Genomic DNA, 16,811 nt, shown 5'->3' with positions numbered 1-16,811 from the left:
GTCACCTGACAGCGGCGCGGATCGAGAGCGAGGCGTTGCTGTAGCTGCCGCTGGTCAGGATCTTGACCGCGAGCTGATCGCCCAGCATGCCGTCATTGACGCCTTCAGAGGCGAGATCGGCATAGGCCGTCACTGCCTTGACGCCGCTCGCCTGGATGTTGGCAAGCTTAGTCGCCGATGACGTCGTAAAATCGAAGCGCGCGACGTGGCGCCAGGACTGGCCATCGTCGAAAGTGGTCATCACGATCGCCGACAAGGTCGCGCCACCTGAACCCTGCTTGAACGCGGCCTCGAGCGAGACAGAGGACATGCCGTCGAGACCGGTAATGGCAGAGAGGATGCCGCTCGCGGGAAAGGCGCTCGAGTCCAGGACAGCGAGATCATAGGTGCCGGCGTTGTCCATTGTCTCAGGCCCCTTCGCGCTTGTCCGAAAGCTTCTTCGCCTCGCTACGCGAAACAACCGCCAGCTCTACGGCCGGATCGACGATCAGGACGCGGGCCTGAAGATCGAGCCGGCGCTCGAGCTGCGCGCGCAGCTCAGCGGCCATGACTGACGTCAGCGGGCGCTCCGTTCGAACAACCAGCACGTCACGGCGGCCAAGCTCTAGCTTGGCCACCTGAAATTCCACGTCATCAAGCATGTTCATGATCAACCCTCAGGCGACCGCCGCGATAAAGCGGCGAAATTGGACGAGCGAGGCAAGTATCCGCGGCGGCAGCAGCTCGGGATCTCCAACCGCCCCGACCCAGTAATCGCGCCGGATCACGCCGGGGATCTCCTCGGAGCGCAATGTCGTGTCCCGGCCTTTGCTCGCCCAATACGAGGAGACCAGCGCCACGACGGCCCCTTCGATGCCATAAGGCAGATCCCGACCGGAGCTGCCGGGTAGGACGTAGCCGGCCGTCATGGTCACTATGACCGATTTGCAGAAGCGCCACACGCAGGGACACCCGTTGGAATCCAGCCGATCCAGGAGGCCTGCATCCCCATCAACCCGGTATTCCGAGGGATCCAGCGTCTCATCATCGACAACGACGCTCGCGATCGTCCTCACCTTTTTGCGTGACAGGAACAAGGTGGTCTCGGGCGGCGTTCCGAGGCCAGTACGCGAGATCGGCGCCGCCGGCAGACTTACTGTGTCGTGCCAGAACGTCTCTTTGACGTCTTCCTTCGGCACCCTGAATCCAAGGGCCGCCTCGATATCGGAGCTCGCCTCATTGATCTTGGCAAGCAGCACCTCGTCGTCATCCTTAATCTTGATGTCGAGCTCGCCCTTGACGCGGGCAAGCGTCGTCAGCGCCGAGGACGGCGCCGGCGTCAGGATCTCGACGAGAGAGCGCATGCCATAGATCTCCGGAGCGGCCGTTTAGCTGCCGAACGCCCACCAGTTGACCTTCTTGGTAAAGGTCGTGGCGGCGAGCGGCGTCGGATCCGTGCCGCCGGTGTTCTTCCAGGTCTTGACGATGATCGAGCCGGCGGCCGGCGATCCGGCCTGGTCGCCGATGGTGGCAGAGACCAACATCGGATCATCGCCGGGATCGGAATCAAACGTTGCGCCACAAGCAACCACTGTCGCGAGCCCGGTGATGACCGTATCCGCCGCGGTCGCGGTGCTGATCTGACCACCCACGAATTTGTTACCGCCCGCCGGCGACGCCATGGCCTTGGCGAGCTGCGCGGTGACATCGGTACCGGCGATCTTCAGTGCGCCACCACTCTCAATATCAAAGGCGCCGCCGTTCTTGACGAAGCCCCGCGCCCCACCCTGCTCGATGCCGACCAATACGTTCTGACTTGCCGACTGCGTCGTCATGGCCGCGACCTCCTGATTTCAGATGAAAAGGGAATGAGGCGCCGGACGCGCCGGCACCTCGGTTCGATGTGGGTGAATGCGAAGACTAAGAGGTACCCTGTACCGTCGGACGAAGGCCCGCGCGGCTCTGAAGGCAGATTGCCCCGATGTCAGCATTGCCGGTGTTATTTGCCGGTGTGATGGTCAGGCGGATGTAGCGCTTGCCGCCGATATAACCGATCGTGCGGACCTGGTTGTCGCTATCGAACTGGAAGCCGGCCGCCGTCATCGCGGCGGCCGAGGACATGCTGATCATGTCCTTCGCTGCAACCGCGCCGTTGTCCGAGAGATTGGCCTGGTCGCCCTCCTCGAGCAGAACCGCGAAGGTCGCGTCAGCATCGGCAAGGGTGCCGGTGTTGATCACGAACATCGCGGCCTCAAAACCCTGCATGTCGATGATCTGCGACACCTGGGCGGTGTTGTCGGTCACGCGGGTCGAGGAAATCGCCCGCTTGGCAACAACGGAGTGAAGAAAATCGCGCATGGCGAATTGGTCTCCGAAATGGGTTGATGGGAGCATCGCCGGATGCGCAAATTTGCGCACCCGGATTGGAGAGCGATCTCGGCTTACGTCGCCAGCAGCTTGATGGCCTCGAAGTTGGTGACGTCGCCACCGACGCGCTTGCGGCTGTAGAACTGCACGAAGGGCTTGGCCGTGTAAGGATCGCGCAAGGTCGAGATGCCGATGCGGTCGACGATGGTGTAGCCCATCTTGAAGTTGCCGAACGCCACCGGCAGCGCCGAGGCGGCGACCGCAGCCATGTCGGCCGCCTGCCGTACCTCGTGACCGAGCAGGATCGACGGCTTGCCGGCCTGCTGGTTCTGCAGCCAGATGTACTTGCCGTCGCCGTCCTTGAGCAGCATCGCCTTGCCGACGGTGGCACGCTGCATCATCCAGATCGCGCCGCCCAGATAGAACTCCTTCAGCGCCGTCATGACGTTGATGAAATCGTCCCAGGAGACCACGCCCGCGGCGCCAGCGGCGATCTGCTCGATCTTACCGGAGCCGCCGGCGGCATAGGTGCCGCTGGCATAAGTGGTGAAGCCGCGCGGCTTTTTGATGCCGTTGCCGGTGACGAAGCCCGTCGCTTCGGTCCGACCGAACTTGTCGCCGATCTTGTTGCCGAGCCAGGCTTCGACGTTCCAGGCGGAGTCCTCGAGCAGCTTCTGCGTCACCTTGGGGTTGGCGTAGAGCTCGTGGACAGGAATCCGCTGCATGCCGCCCTTGGGCGTGCCCGTCTCGGTGCGGTCTTCCTGCTCGCCGACCCAGCCGCAGGAGGCTTCGTCGTCGTCGCGCGGATATTCGATCGCATCCGAGGAGATGGTCTCGATATTGGCCACCGCGCGCATCGGCGAGGTCTCGAACTGCACACCCTGGATGATCTGGCCGATGGTCGGCGTGACCATGTAGCCGCCGTCCGGATCCGAGCCGATGCTCATGGCCTTTACTTCGGCGCCCTGCAGTCCCTTGTCGTCCTTGCGCAGGTAGACCGGGAAGGCCTTGCAATAGGACTTGATCTCCTCGAGGTCGACGGCCTCCGGATCGAAATCGGCGCGTAGCTCGCCCTTGCGGGCCTTGGCATCGCGGGCGAAGGCCTGCGCGGCCTTGGTGCCGGCGTCGCTGTCGCCCCAGCCGCCGAGTTTGGAGCGATTGAGCTTCTTCTCGATCTCGTCGGTTCGATCGGTGACGGCCTTCAGCGCCGTTTCGGTTAGCGTCTTGACCTGCTTGGTCAGAGCGTCGTTCTTTTCGAGAACACCGGCCGTGATGTTCTCGACGTCCTTCTTGAACTGGTCGGAATTGGCCAGCGATTTCGGGGCGTCGTCGACGATCTTGCGGATCTCCGCAATCGCTTTGTCGGTGGAGTCCTTCAGGCCCTTGACGTTGTCGCCAATGGACTTGATCTCGCGCTGGGCGTCCGCCAGCACGTCTTCGAGTTCGGGCATCTTAGCCTCTCTAGGATGAAGTGGGTTGCGAAATGGCCCGAAGCGCCTTGAGGCTCTCGAGCAGCTTGTTCGCGCCGTCCTCATCCCGAGGCTCCGACGCACATGACGCATCGAGCGTCCCTCATCCCAAGGGCGCCGCTCACTGCGAAACTCGTTGAAAACTGTTAGTCCTGAGATTTCAATTCGCGGCGATAGACTTCGTTTTCTGCGTAAAGTGGTCGCGATGACGCCCACTAGCGCGCTTTTCCTTGCCGACATAGATCGCGATCGCCGACCGCGGATCATAGAAGACATAGGTGTAATACAAACGCGCCTCCAAGGCTCAGAAGGTACCGTTCACCTCTCGCAAGGATCGAACGAAGCTGTCAAGCCCAGCCTCCGTCGAATCCATTGTTTTGAAGCCGCGCTGCGCGATAGCCTTGGCAGCCGCGTTGGAAAAACCGAGCACGTCTCGCAAGGCATCCTCGAATTCCCTGATCGTATTGATCGATTTCACCGCATTGGTGCGCGCCATGTCGTTCATCGGGAACGTCACCAGCGACACTTCAGGCAGGCTCTTGATGGTCTTGATGGTGCGGCGCGGCTCGTTCGGCTTGGTGCCGCGCACGTAGTCGCCGACGCTGTAGCCGATCGAGAGGCCGTCGAGCGCCTTCTCCTTCATCGCGCCATAGATGCGTTTGCCGGATTCCGTGTCGAGATTGATCAGCCGACCCTTGCATTGCAGGCCGTGCGTATCCTCGCTCATGGTGTCCCAGCAGCCGATCGGCAGATCCGCCATCGGATCGTTGCCGCCAAAAAAGCCGGCCCCCATGCTGCCGTGGTTGAGCAGCATTTTCGGCATCGTGCCTTTGGCCTGGTGGCGCTGGATCACGCCGGCAAACGCACCGGGCTGGATCAGATCGCCGCCGTCATCCTCATTGTTGAAGACGGAGCCATAGCCCTCGAAGGTGCCGGGCGACGCCTTGTCGTCGAGAAACTTGAATGCGAAGGCGACGGCCTTGCGCTGAGGGCGAGACGCGGCGGATTTGAATTCGATCATCAATTCTCTCCCGGAATGGGCCCGACGCCCAGCATGATCGGCGAATAGACGGTGTCGAGGATCCCGACAGGTACGGCCGCGCCGGTGGCCATGCGGTCGTCATCGCCGACGTCCCCTCGCGGTTAACGGGGCACTCGATCGCCTCGTCACGATGTGGCAGTCCGAGAGAGCCTCGGGGTTTGCCGATGACGCCGCGTCGCGTTTTCGATGCGGCGATGAGCATGGATGCGACCCTTCAGAGTCCTTCCCGGTCTGCCGCGCTTCCTCACTCTTGCTCGCAGCACCGCAGACGTCCGGACCAGCTCCTCGCCGCGGTTATAGCCTTGCGTCGTGGCGAGCTCGCTGTGCGTCGCCGCCGCGCGGATGAAGTCAGGCTCGGCGCCGGCGTCGAAGGCCTCGGTAATGCCGCCGTGACGGCTGTGCATATTGCAGACATTGTCGGGAATGCCTTCGCTGCGCGCGATCGCGCGCCAGCGTCGGCGGAATTCGTATGCCTGATACGGCAGATCCGTCCTCTCGTCGGTGATAATTGGCCCATCGCGCCGGCCGATCAGCCGTACCCGCCCTCGCCGCGCAACCACGCCCATCCGCCGCAGATCCTCGAGCACCATCGGCGCGAGCTTGAGGTCCACGACAACCAGCTTACCGGTCTTGGACGTCTGGTGCCGCAGGATCAGCTGATCGTCGACCTCCGACCAAAGGAGACCACGCACCCACTTCTCGTCGCCGACGACTAGGCCCACACCACCCTCTTTCAGCCCAACCGGCACATGCTCGCCAATGACGTCCTTCTGCCGCAACAGCACGTCGAATTGGAGCGCCTGCGCCAGGGCCACCGAGCCCCACCCACAAGCCCACGCGCGCTGGCGGACGGCGATGGCCTGCTCGGCCGTGATGCGCTGGGTGCCTTTCGGCGAGCCCGGGAAGCGCAGTGCCGACATGACCTGCCGGAGCCGCGCGCACTGGCGATCCTCGCGGATCGTCAAGCCGTAACCGAACAGCACGCGGATCTTCTTGATGAAGGAACGGGCCGCCGAGTACTTGGTGCCGTCCAGCCACTGCGCATGCCATTTCAGCAGCGTGCGGCCCTTGATCCTTTTCAGCTTGACGTGGCCATGGCGGCGGTCGATCTGCCGCAGCAGGTTGGTGTGGGTTTTTTGCGTCGCGTAACGAAGCTGATGCCAGCGCGACAACGGGTCTTTTTGGTAGAGCTCAATGAGCTTGCGTAATTTCACTGTTGATCCCTCCTGCGAAGAGGGAATCAGCGCGGAGTCGCGAGGTCAACGCTCGGCGTCTAGCAGGTGATTCAGAACGAAACAGGCGGCGATCAAAACCTGAAGAGATGGTAAACGTCGGCGTCGCGGACGTTCGCACCCCCTGAGGGAGAGGACCTAGGCGGTCGCCACAGCCCGCCGCGAAGCCCACCACTTCGTCAGACGCGACGTGACCGGCAGCTCCATCCACTGATAGATGATCCATGCGATTACAACAGATGCGACGGTTGCGAGCACATAGATGGCGACCGACGTGAAAACGTTCAGAGGCACCACCTTGGTCGATACTGACCACACGGCGCCTATGACAAGCGCATGGATCAAGTAGAGACTGTAGGACGCATCGCCCAGCTTAACGAGAGGCCGGATGTTGCGACCTCTCAGCGGCGCCTCCAGCGAGACGACGGCCGCGAGCACGATGGCGCTAGGCATGCCCCAGACCCAGAGCCGGTGCTGATAGAGCGCCGCGGAGTCGACCAAGTTGCTGAGACAGAGCGCCCCCAGCGACGCCAGCAAGATCGCGACAGAGATCGGCGCGGGCATGAACTTTCCGCGGACCGTTGCGAGACCGATCAACATGCCGAAAACGAACTCGATCAACATTGGATTTGCGAGGATCGAAAATGCACCCCAGTTTCTACCGAACAGGGCGCCGACCAGCACCATCGCAGTGAGGCCACCCGAGAGCAACCAGACAGGACGGCTGGTGAAGACCAACCCAGCAGCGAACAGCAGATAGAACAGCATCTCGAAAGAAAGCGTCCAGCCGACCTGCAAAATCGGGAACTGGTAGAGGCCCGGGATGAACAGCAGTGAGGTCGTCAAATGCGCGATGCTCAATTCTGTGTTCATGATCAGCGCCGGCAACAGCAGCATCAGGAAACACTTCAGCAGGGTTACGGCCCAATAGAGCGGCACGATCCTGATGATCCTTCTCGCAAGGAAGCTACCAGCAATATGCGGCTTGCCCCATGTGCCGGCCGTCACCACGACCATTACAAATCCGCTGATGGCGAAGAAGAGATCGACGCCGCTTTCGCCGGCCGTCAGTTCCAAGCGATAGCCCGTTCGCTGCGCGAACACTTGCGCGCCATGGGCGACAACAACAGCCAGAGCTGCAAACCCGCGCAGGACCTGCACTCCGAAATATACCTTTGGCGGACTACCGCGATTGTCGGGATTTGTGGAAATGAGACACCAACCGAAATATTTAGAAACACGGCGCTACCTTTAGATGCGATGTGTCTTGGGATCAAGCCTAGGGGTCTGGAATCAGCCGCAACACCGGAGCATAGAGCGTCAAATCCATTCCGATGGTCCCCGATGAGGCAAACATGTTTTGGGCCAACATCGACAAGGGGGCCGCGCCGTCAGCGGCGAACGGAGCAAAGCAGTAGGTGCGGAACACGCCATCGATCTCCCCGATGCCGTCCATCAGCTCGGTCCGGTTCTGGTCCAAGCTCAGCATGTTGCCCGACCCGAAGTTGGTTCGGATGGTTTGCAGCCCAGTGCAGCCTGCCGCGAGATTGAACGCCACCCACATGTCATATTGCTGGCCCGCGAGCACGTTGAACGGAAATGCGGTCCTGTTGTACTCGCGCACGTAGTTTCCTGCGGAAACACCGGTTCCGTTCACGAGGATGCGCTGCGCGTCAACCTGAAGATTGGTTGCGATCGACGCCAACGACTGCGAGTTATTGACCTGATAGGTGCCGTCGCGCCCGGTCGTGCCCGAGATCTGCTGCACAATCGAAGTATTAGCGCTGGCCGCTGAGAGGTACTGCCCGACCTGGATCGGCGGCCCAGAATAACCGCTGATGGTCGCGGTGGTCCCGGTAATCTGCACCGTACCGGCACCCATGGTCTTCTTGACCTTGGAGAACACACCGCCCATGCCGCTGCTGATGGCTCCTGCCTGCCATCCCGTTGCGACAGATCCGGTAGTCAGATTGTTCGCCCCGCCAGTGCCAAGCATCTGTGGGTTGTTCGAATAGGTGTTCAGCAGGTTTGATGCGTCGTTGTAGAGAGCCAAGTGATCGAGCGACGATGTGATAAGTGGCGTAAGTGCGCGCACCAAAGATTGGGTGGCAATGTAGGTAGCGCCGGGCCAGTTAGGATGGCGCTTGTCGCCGATCATCATCGCCGTAGTGTCATACCCGGCATCCACAGACGGGGCGGCGATGATATTTCCGGAACGGAAATACTGACCGACGACAGGATCGGAAGCGCCGTTCTGAATATAGCTGTTCAAGTCTCGGCGCGTTGTGTCGGTGCCGTTCGTGAATGAGTTGTCGCTGTCATCCGGGATGCACGGCATGATCACGACGTACATTGCCCCACCCAGCAAGTAAGCCAGCGCGCACGTCCGCAGGTCAATCCAGCCTTGCAGACCCTTAAAGCCGTTCGTTCCACCCATGATGACGACCAGATCCGGCCGCTTCGAAATCACGTTCGGGATATTCGCAACCATCTGCGTGGTGTTGCGACCTGCTTTCGCCTGCATGAATTGATAGGGCATATAGAACCGCCCCATCGTCTTCCACATCGCGACATTGAAAAACGAAGGGCCGGAAGCACCTTCCATGATGCTATCTCCCTCGGGCACGATCCGGGCGTTGAACGGAAGAATCCCGGGCGTTCGAACTCTCGGTCCCCCAAGGCCTCTGAGCAGCATAGTCCGGGTGGTGTTGGGGTTAGTGGACAAGGCTTCAGACCAGGAAACCGTAGAGGAAGACCTGGCGCGCGACGGCCGCGGCGACGAAAGTGCCGGCGTTGACCAGCTCGAGGAACAGGCTGTTGCCGATCACCTCGAAATCCTGCACATCGGAGAACTGCGTCTTGACGTAGCAGGTGCCGCCCGCGGCGACGGGCGTGCCTAGCGCGATCGAGCCACGATAAGCCGACAGATCCCCGCTCGCGCGGGCCCAGGCCGTGTTGTCGGCCCGCGCGCTCGGCGGCGTGACGCTGTAGGCATGCGCCGTATAGGCGCCCTCGCCCGAAATCAGCGCGCTGGCGGCGACCTTCATCACCGAGCTCATCAGGCGGATCAGCGAGCCTGGTGGAACTGTGCGGCCCTTGGCATCGGTGAAGACGAACTCCTGCGCCACGCTGATGATATTGCCGGCGGTGTAGGAGGCGGCTGCCGGCGTGAAGCTGCCGCTCGCCTTCACCATCGTGCCGTTGATGAACATGGTCTCGGGCATCGTGTAGCTCCTGCTCCCCTACTTCTGCTCGGGCGTGGCGGGCTTCGCCTGCGGCGCGATCGGCACGCCGTCCGGACCGACCGGGCCGGCATTGATCGGCGCATATGTGTGATTGCCGCCCTCGATCTCATCCATGTCGTCCCAGCCGCGGACGTCGTTGATGCGGGCCCAGCCGACATTGCCGGCGCCGCCGAGCGCGACCTTGTTGTATTCGGCGCGGTCCTTCGCGGTGGCGCGCAGGAACTCGCCGTCGATGAACTTGGTGTAGTAGCCTTCCTTGCGCTCCGCGCGCGTCAGGCACTGGCGGTCGAAGGCCTTCTCGAAACGGCGATGCCAGGGCCTGATGGTATGCACTAGGTGCATCGAGATCAGCGTCTCAGCCGCGGCCCGGGCCGCCATCTCGGCCGGATAGCCGATCGCGATCGGCAGCACGCCCATGCCGTGGCAGATCGTCTCGATCTCGAACTTGCGCAGCTCGATGTGCTGGGCGTCGACGCCCTTCATGTCGAAGGGCGTGAACTTCGCGTCATTGTCGAGGATCATGACGCGGGAGACGTTGTCGAGGCCGGTGTAGTGCTTTTTCACCCAGGCGGCGAGACGGATCAGCTCTTTCTCGTCGAGGTTCTTGGTCACCGAGACGATGCCGGAGGGACGGGCACCATGCGCATGCAGCATCGCGTGGGTCTGTTCCGCGGCGAGCGCGAGGCCGAGTGGCTCCTGCAGCAGTGCGACAGCGTCCATGCCTTTGAGGCCGTCCCATGACAGGCCGCGGATGTGCAGGATCTCGTCGGTCGTGAACTTCTCCTGCGAGCCGTCCGGCGCGGTGACGATGTAGTACGGCGTGCGGTCGGCCGTCCATTTCGGCTGGACGTGGGTCGGGATGATCGGGATCAGCTCGACCAGCTTGCCCCGGACGATGTTCTTGAACGCATAGGCGTTGTTGGTGACGGCGCAATGGACCGCCAGCGTCTCCTTGAATTGCAGTGGATCCTGCCACTCGTTCGGCTCGGAATCCAATATCTCATAGAACGGGTGGTCGACCGCGAGTTGCCGGGTCTGCCCTTCCCGCTTGAGATAGAGCTTGGTCGGGACCGTCGACACTGCTTCCGCAATGCGGCGGGTACAGGCGAGAAAGGTCGTGGCGCGCAGCGCGCTTTTCCAGCCGACGGCCGGACCCGACTTCGACTGATAACCGCCGCCGAGCAGGCCGGACCAGAGATCGTTGATCTGGCCCCAGGTGAGGCCGTCCGTCCCCTTAAACTCGCGCGCTATCGCGCCAAACAGGCTCATCAATCGCGCTCGAGCTTGCGGCCGAACAGCACCGACAGCAGCATCAGCAGCGTGCCGCCGACAAGAAAACCAGCCGGCACGAAGATCAGCCACGCGCCATAGGCGATCAGGCCGGCGCCTGCGAAGCCCGCGATATCGTTCATGACGTGCGGGACGCGGCGCAAGGCGGCCGCGAGCGCCTTACGCAGGTTTGCCGATGCCATGGACCACCTGCTTGCCACTGTCCTCGTCTCCTTCAAGTGCCAGGCCTTCCGCGGCGGCGTCGATCTTCGCCATCAGCGCGTCGAGATCATCGGTGTTCCAGCCGGATTCGCCGGTCTGAGTCTCGCCCTTGCCCGCGATGCCGAGCGCGTTGACAAAGGCCGCGATGCCGTCGATGCGTCCCGTCTTCTGCGACTTGACCGGCTTGATGTTTTCGGCCGCGTCTTGGACGATCGACACGACCTGCGCATGCCGACGAAGCAGCGGATGTCCGCCGTGATGAAAGCCGTTGCTCATCACTAGCCGCTCGAGCTCTTTCGATGGCGCCGACAGCGACACCATGCCTTGCCCGTAAAGCACGACCGGAATGCCTTCCTGCTGCAGGCGAACTGCAGTGCCGGTTGCGTTGAAACGGTCGATCGCAAGACCACCTTCATGTGCCTCGCGATTGTCGTTGCCGTAATGCGCGACGCGAAACTGCTGCGCATCGTCGAGGACCTGCTTCTCGATGAAACCATAGTCGACGACATTGCCTGGCGTCTCAAACAACGCTCTTTCCTTGATCAACCGATCATAGGGAACACGATCACGGCGGCTGTGTTCTCTGACCAGATCGGCCGGCTTCCAGAACCGCGGCAGCACGACCGGCACATCGAGGCCGGCCTGAGCCGGAAACCACCACGCGAGTGCCGACAAGTCCGTGGTCGACGACAGGTCAAGGCCGCCGTAGCAGGTCTTGCCCTTCAGTCGCTCGACAAATTCAGGGGCGTTCCAAGCAACCGGACCGATGCAATGATCCCAACCGAACCGCCGGCCCTCGTCATCGACCGAGTTGATCGGCAGCCACTTCACCGCCTGATCCGTCCATATGTTCAAGCGATATCGCTTGAAGTCGTTTTCCAAACGCGGCAACTGACGAGCGCGACGGAAGTCCGCCATAAAAGGTTCGAGCTTGACCGAGTTGCCAAAGTTCGGGTTGCCCTTCCGCCAGGTCTCTTCCTTGGTCCAGTCGTCATCCTCGCTGGGCGAGTAGATGACGACCATCGTTTCCGGGTCCTCGACATCGCCAGACTGGATCGCCTGGCATTCCCTGAAGACCTCTTCGCCGTGCGTGCCTTTCTGGCCCGCCGTCGAGATCAGGAATTCCAACGGCTGGCGCCGTGCGGCCGAACTGTCGTGGACGAACGTGTAGAGGTCGCCCGACGGCCACTCGTGAATCTCGTCGCCGACAAGGCCCGACATGTTCAGGCCGTGCTTGCCTTTCGGCTTGCCACTGAGCGGGCGGAATGATCCGTTCAGCTCCGGGCAGTAGATCACCTTGCCGAGGCATTCCAGCTTCTGCGCAAGCACCGGCGTTCGAACCGCCATGTTGCTCGCCTTGGTGAACACGATTTTGGCTTGCGCCTCTTCCGAGGCGATCGAGAACACCTGCCCGCCCATCTCGGCATCGCCGACCAGGATCAGGAGCGCGACGCCGGCGGCGAGCTCGGTCTTGCCGTTCTTGCGCGCGATCCAGACGAAGCAACGGCGGAATCGCCTGGTGCCGTCGGCGCGCTTCCAGCCGAACAGCGGCCGGATGATATCGTGTTCCTGCCACGGTTCGAGCACGAAGGGTCGGCCAGCCCACTCGCCCTCGGTGAAGACCAGGTGATTGGGGAAAAACGACGCCGCCTTGTCAGCGGCTCGCTCGTGATACCAGAACTCACCCTCGCACCATGCGCCGACGATCCAGAAACCCGCGACCGCGACGTTGCCCTGACCATCCTTCTTCGGGTGAACCCAGAACCGGAAGTCCGGATTCCATTCCGCCTTCGGGAAGGACTTGAGCGCCGCTGGTTTCTCGGGCCTGACAGCTTCGAGCTGCGCCGTCATGCGATTAGTTCAGTAGGCCAATCGGCCCCTCGCTCGGCTCAACTGGCGGCGCGGCGTCCGCGGCGGGATCGCCCTCCCGAGGCTCGGACTCCTTCGCCGTCGGCGCGGCTGCACCAAACAGATCGTGGGCGCCGGTGTTGGCGCGCGCCATCATGATGCGCTGACGCTCTGCCGGGTTGAGGCCGAAGCGATCCTCGAAGGCAAGCATCATGCGGTCGAGCCGATCGGCCATCGTGAATGCGGGATGGGCCCGCAAGACCTTCCCCGACGCGGTTTCGATCTCATAGATATCGCCGCCCTTCTTCAATCGCTTCTGAAGGTCGAGCCAGCGAGCGTAGTGCGTGCAGTAGCGCGCGAAGGCGGGCACGTCGGCATCGGTCAGAAGCTTCATGCCGCGCAGCATCGGCGCCATGCGCTGGAAGATCTTGAGGCCGTCGCCTTTCAACCACTTCGGCGCATCACTCGCGCCGGGAATCGGCGCGACAGGCTGCGCGGCGGCCAGGGTCTTGTGCTGCCGCGAACGAACCGGCGCTTTCTGATCCTTGACGCCCGCCGGCTGCGGCTTTGGTCCTCGACGGCCCATAAAAAAATCTCTCCAGAAACCCGCGAAAAATTGCGGGTTGTTGACCAACCGGTCCGGGAAGGCGAGCCCTCAGGGATTTTGGACCCCCGGGGGGTGTCGCAGCTCAGGCACCAAATCGCGCGTCAATTCGACGGCAATCGCGCTGTTGAGGTGTAGATCGGCGGCACTGACGTCGCCTTGGGCGAACATGACCTCGAGTTTCTGCTTCACGACGTCATGATGGAAGCGGCAAGCAGGTTGCCAATTCTGCTCGTCCCACATCAGTTTTTGATCCCCTTTATGGGGGATGATGTGGTCGACCACCTCGCTCGCAACCAGCCTCCCGACCGCCTTGCACCCTACGCAGAACGGATGCAGGCCCTTGTAGACATAGGCTGCCTTGTCCCACCTCGGACTATAGCCACGTTGCCTGGCACTGCCGCGCTTGGCATCGTACTCGACATTGGCTTGCCGACGGCTGCGTTGGCCTTGAGGCCTGAAGGTGGGCGGCTTGACGGGCATCCTGCCTACTGAAGAAAGATCGGGCCGCTTACGATGAAGCAAGCGGCCCAAGTCTAGGGAGGAAACGCCCAAGGAGGGCAGCGGCAACGCACAGGCGCGCAACCGCACAACCTATGCAAACACGAAAGCCCCGGGCGTTTCCGCCTCGGGGCTTCAGTGGCCTGGCATAGCTTCGCTTTTCCCGCGCGATCCCGGTTTTACCGAGCATTCTGCGCTTCATCCACCATCTCCGTTCCACACCTCCGTTGCCGGCAGGTACTAGGAGAGGCCCAAGGCTTTCCGCAATGTCTGATTCCGCTTCTCAGAGTCAAGATCTAGTAGCCGGTCTGGAAACGCAGACCACGAGTATGTTGCGACGACTTCGTCGTCCTGTTGCCGCTTGCCGCGCGTCCGCTTCTTTGCAGGCAGCCGACACTCACCATTCTCGACCGCGCGGATTTGGTCGATAAGGTCATCGCCGACAACGATCGCACGCCCTCGTGCGGCGAAATGAGCGCGCCGCTGCAGTAGGGCCGCGCGCTCACGCGACACACCAATCCCGACGGCAATTTCGTCAACAGTTCGTCCGCAAAGCTGCAACAGCGCCATATCCGGCTTGGACGCCATGATCTGCGACACGCCCGGGATTTCCGCGATGCGTGACCAATGCCGGTCGATATCCCACACGAATACGAAAATATAACCTGGGAAAATCAGCGATCGCTGCGTCACCTTACGACCACGCCTCACCTCCACAACTTCGCTCTCGGGCACGAAGATCCCGAAGCGGCGCTCGATCATCACCTTCTGCACATCGCGTTGAGCAGGTTCGTATACCTCGACCAGATGCCAGCGTGGCCTAGCTCCCTCAACGATCTCCGCATTGCGTGGGTCATAGGTCTGCACAGGCCGCAGCAGTTCAGCACGCACATCAGGCGACAGGTTTTCGAACGCTTGCGCGATCGGTTTCATTCGATAGCTCCAACATCTCGATTTTCCCTGTCGATTTGCTGGCCGTCTGACGTCCGGAAACTGTACCGATCGAGTACAGTTTCTCCGGGAGGATCATCGGGAGCTTGCCCAGAGCCCCGCTAAATCCTCCCGGCCATTCTTAAATTATTGGTGTCATGAGGTTTTTGCTTTCATTTTGGGAGGATGGGAGGATTGGGAGGATCACCACGCATACATAGAGACATCGGTGCTTGTCTTTTGGCCCGCCTCGCGCGCGCACGCCTGCACGCGTGTATGCGTGGAAACGCTCCCGATTTACCCGCATCCTCCCATCTTCAACAAATCCAACATCTTAGGGCCGAATCAAATCTTCCCGTTTCGGGAGGGTGGGAGGATCAGATTTCAACATCGCCAGCGTTTTCGTTGTCATCATCACCACCTGACACTCGAATTGGGTTGCCTTGCGCATCGACGAAGTCGTTCACGGACTTGGTCATCTTGATGTCGAGCCACCACATGACGTCGCTCTGCTTGCGCTCATAGCCGCGCTCCTCCATCGCCATGGAGAAACCTTTGTTCTTCCACGACGTCTCGCCGGATGATTTGCACCACGCTTCATAGAGCTGGTGCAGCACCGACGACTGGACGCGATGACCCGGCTCTCTGCTGGTGCAATTTTCGAGAAAGCGTCCGAGGACATCCGACGTGGCGAAGTACTTGGCCGTCGCAGTCGTCACCTCTTCCGGCTCGGTCAGGCCGTTATCGAGCCATGACCGCAGCCCATCGAGCATCCAGTTCAGAATGCCGCTTGCCTCGGCCTTGAGCTTCTCGGCAAGCTTGGTGTCGCGCTCTTCCTTTGGAATGGTGACGTTGAATGGGACGAGCAGCAATCGGCTCTTGATGCCCTCGTCAGTTCCGGACAGCACGGGCTTGTAGTTGCCCTGGATGGTAAGTTTGAACTCCGGCACGAAGGTAAACATGTCCCCCTGCAGGTGCCGCGCGTCCATTGGTTCGCCGCCGGTGACGAGCTTGATCAGTGCCTCAGCAAGTCTGGCGTTTTTCTCGGGCTCTGACGTCCGCAGCAAACGAACACCCGGCAACTTTGCAAGGTCGGGTGTCGCCTGGCCGCCATTGCGTGGTTTGCCGGCGTCGAGAAAGCTCTCGATCGGAACGCTTTGCGCGTAATCCCCGGCCACGTGCGAGACTGCATTGACCAGCACGGATTTGCCGTTGCGGCCCTTGCCATACAGGAATGCGAGCTTGTGCGCTGAGGTGTCCCCGGTGAGCGACAGCCCGAACCACTGTTGCAGGAACAGCCGCATTTCGGGCTTTGGCTGTACGCGCGCCAGGAACTTCTGGAATTCGGGTGCCGTCGCGGACGGATCGAAATCGACCGGCGATACCTTCGTTATCATGTCAGCTGGATTGTGAGGCGCAAACTGGATGTAGTCGCCGTCATCGCGCTTGCGGACGATCAACGTGCCGTTGTTGACGTTGATCTTCATCCGGTCGGCATCTAGCTGGCCGATGCCGACAGACAGGTACGGAGAGCCGCGCTTGGACAGCGCGCCGAGCTTCTGCGCCGATTCCGACGTTCGACCCCATTTCGCGATCTTTTCGGAGTAGAGCACGACGCTATCGTCGCGCTTGACCTCAACCACAAAGTCGCAGGCGCCCTCCTCCGGATCAGTGACGTCCCTGCGACCGCTATCCGCCACGCATTCGGCCTCCAGTTGGATGGCTCGAACGGTTTCGTGTTCGGCGATCATGACGCGCTCGGCGCCGCTTTCGCTCGACCAGCGCCTGTTATCCCATGCAAGCCAACCGCGCTGACGTCCCGGCGACGTCGTGGCGAGGGCAGTGTTGAAGAGCAGCTTGCCGCGCTGCCGATCGCGAAACCGTTCGGCATTGCCGAGATCCGTCAGGGGATAGAACGCTAGGCGCTGGTGCAGTGCATCAGGATCCGCGTCGGGCTCGCGCGTCCCCGCTCCCCCATCAGGCGTAGCAGCCTCCGGCCAATCTCCCATCTGGGAGGGTTCGTCTTCGTCGCCCTCTGCGGGGGGCGCGGGGGCGGCCGGCGACGACGGCAGCGAGGCGGCCGGGGAAGATGGCGGGGGCGGC

18 protein-coding genes are annotated in these 16,811 nt (G+C 61.7%); all 18 read right to left on the bottom strand.

From position 1 onward, the window contains the following. Position 1: 1 nt before the first annotated feature. The gene (locus FOM02_RS27415) at positions 2-403 is read right to left on the bottom strand and encodes a hypothetical protein (RefSeq protein ID WP_265440216.1); all 402 of its coding nucleotides are present in this window, start codon (positions 401-403) and stop codon (positions 2-4) included. Positions 404-407: 4 nt separating this feature from the next. Continuing rightward, positions 408-647, bottom strand: coding sequence for a hypothetical protein (locus tag FOM02_RS27410; RefSeq protein ID WP_265440215.1), 240 nt, complete (start codon positions 645-647; stop codon positions 408-410). Between the two features lie 9 nt (positions 648-656). Further along, the gene (locus tag FOM02_RS27405) at positions 657-1,343 is read right to left on the bottom strand and encodes a hypothetical protein (protein WP_265440214.1); all 687 of its coding nucleotides are present in this window, start codon (positions 1,341-1,343) and stop codon (positions 657-659) included. A 24-nt stretch (positions 1,344-1,367) separates the two neighbouring features. Continuing rightward, positions 1,368-1,814, bottom strand: coding sequence for a hypothetical protein (locus FOM02_RS27400; protein ID WP_265440213.1), 447 nt, complete (start codon positions 1,812-1,814; stop codon positions 1,368-1,370). Between the two features lie 85 nt (positions 1,815-1,899). After that, positions 1,900-2,337 carry a hypothetical protein gene (locus FOM02_RS27395; protein ID WP_265440212.1) on the bottom strand — a complete coding sequence of 146 codons (438 nt, stop codon included), beginning with the start codon at positions 2,335-2,337 and terminating at the stop codon, positions 1,900-1,902. Positions 2,338-2,420: 83 nt separating this feature from the next. After that, positions 2,421-3,797 carry a phage major capsid protein gene (locus tag FOM02_RS27390; protein WP_265440211.1) on the bottom strand — a complete coding sequence of 459 codons (1,377 nt, stop codon included), beginning with the start codon at positions 3,795-3,797 and terminating at the stop codon, positions 2,421-2,423. Between the two features lie 322 nt (positions 3,798-4,119). Further along, on the bottom strand, positions 4,120-4,836 hold the full coding sequence (locus FOM02_RS27385) for an HK97 family phage prohead protease (RefSeq protein ID WP_265440210.1): 717 nt from the start codon (positions 4,834-4,836) through the stop codon (positions 4,120-4,122). A gap of 146 nt (positions 4,837-4,982) precedes the next feature. Further along, positions 4,983-6,071, bottom strand: coding sequence for a hypothetical protein (locus FOM02_RS27380; protein ID WP_265440209.1), 1,089 nt, complete (start codon positions 6,069-6,071; stop codon positions 4,983-4,985). 156 nt (positions 6,072-6,227) lie between these two features. Continuing rightward, positions 6,228-7,250 carry an acyltransferase family protein gene (locus FOM02_RS27375; protein WP_265440208.1) on the bottom strand — a complete coding sequence of 341 codons (1,023 nt, stop codon included), beginning with the start codon at positions 7,248-7,250 and terminating at the stop codon, positions 6,228-6,230. A gap of 118 nt (positions 7,251-7,368) precedes the next feature. Beyond that, the gene (locus FOM02_RS27370; RefSeq protein ID WP_265440207.1) at positions 7,369-8,694 is read right to left on the bottom strand and encodes a hypothetical protein; all 1,326 of its coding nucleotides are present in this window, start codon (positions 8,692-8,694) and stop codon (positions 7,369-7,371) included. A 124-nt stretch (positions 8,695-8,818) separates the two neighbouring features. Continuing rightward, positions 8,819-9,313 (bottom strand): hypothetical protein, encoded by a 495-nt coding sequence (locus FOM02_RS27365; protein WP_265440206.1) that lies wholly within the window; start codon positions 9,311-9,313, stop codon positions 8,819-8,821. Positions 9,314-9,331: 18 nt separating this feature from the next. Further along, positions 9,332-10,603, bottom strand: a complete 1,272-nt coding sequence (locus FOM02_RS27360; RefSeq protein WP_265440205.1) for a phage portal protein — start codon at positions 10,601-10,603, stop codon at positions 9,332-9,334. Continuing rightward, positions 10,603-10,806, bottom strand: a complete 204-nt coding sequence (locus FOM02_RS27355; RefSeq protein ID WP_265440204.1) for a hypothetical protein — start codon at positions 10,804-10,806, stop codon at positions 10,603-10,605. Before FOM02_RS27355 ends, FOM02_RS27360 begins: the two co-directional genes overlap by 1 nt. Further along, positions 10,784-12,676 (bottom strand): terminase large subunit, encoded by a 1,893-nt coding sequence (locus tag FOM02_RS27350; RefSeq protein ID WP_265440203.1) that lies wholly within the window; start codon positions 12,674-12,676, stop codon positions 10,784-10,786. The genes FOM02_RS27355 and FOM02_RS27350 overlap by 23 nt, the downstream gene beginning before the upstream one ends. 4 nt (positions 12,677-12,680) lie before the next feature. Then, complete coding sequence (locus FOM02_RS27345; RefSeq protein WP_265440202.1) at positions 12,681-13,307, bottom strand: phage terminase small subunit P27 family; 627 nt, start codon at positions 13,305-13,307, stop codon at positions 12,681-12,683. A 21-nt stretch (positions 13,308-13,328) separates the two neighbouring features. Continuing rightward, entirely contained in the window at positions 13,329-13,760 is a 432-nt protein-coding gene (locus FOM02_RS27340) for an HNH endonuclease (protein ID WP_265440201.1), read from the bottom strand. A 258-nt stretch (positions 13,761-14,018) separates the two neighbouring features. Beyond that, on the bottom strand, positions 14,019-14,711 hold the full coding sequence (locus tag FOM02_RS27335) for a transcription termination/antitermination NusG family protein (RefSeq protein ID WP_265440200.1): 693 nt from the start codon (positions 14,709-14,711) through the stop codon (positions 14,019-14,021). Positions 14,712-15,085: 374 nt separating this feature from the next. Next, complete coding sequence (locus tag FOM02_RS27330) at positions 15,086-16,717, bottom strand: DNA primase family protein (RefSeq protein ID WP_265440199.1); 1,632 nt, start codon at positions 16,715-16,717, stop codon at positions 15,086-15,088. Positions 16,718-16,811 lie beyond the last annotated feature (94 nt).

Origin of the sequence: Bradyrhizobium sp. SEMIA, from assembly GCF_014844175.1 — a bacterium.
GTDB classification, from domain to species: Bacteria; Pseudomonadota; Alphaproteobacteria; order Rhizobiales; family Xanthobacteraceae; genus Bradyrhizobium; species Bradyrhizobium arachidis.
The sequence above is the reverse complement of the archived record's forward strand: the minus strand, read 5'-3'. Positions and strand labels throughout refer to the sequence as shown.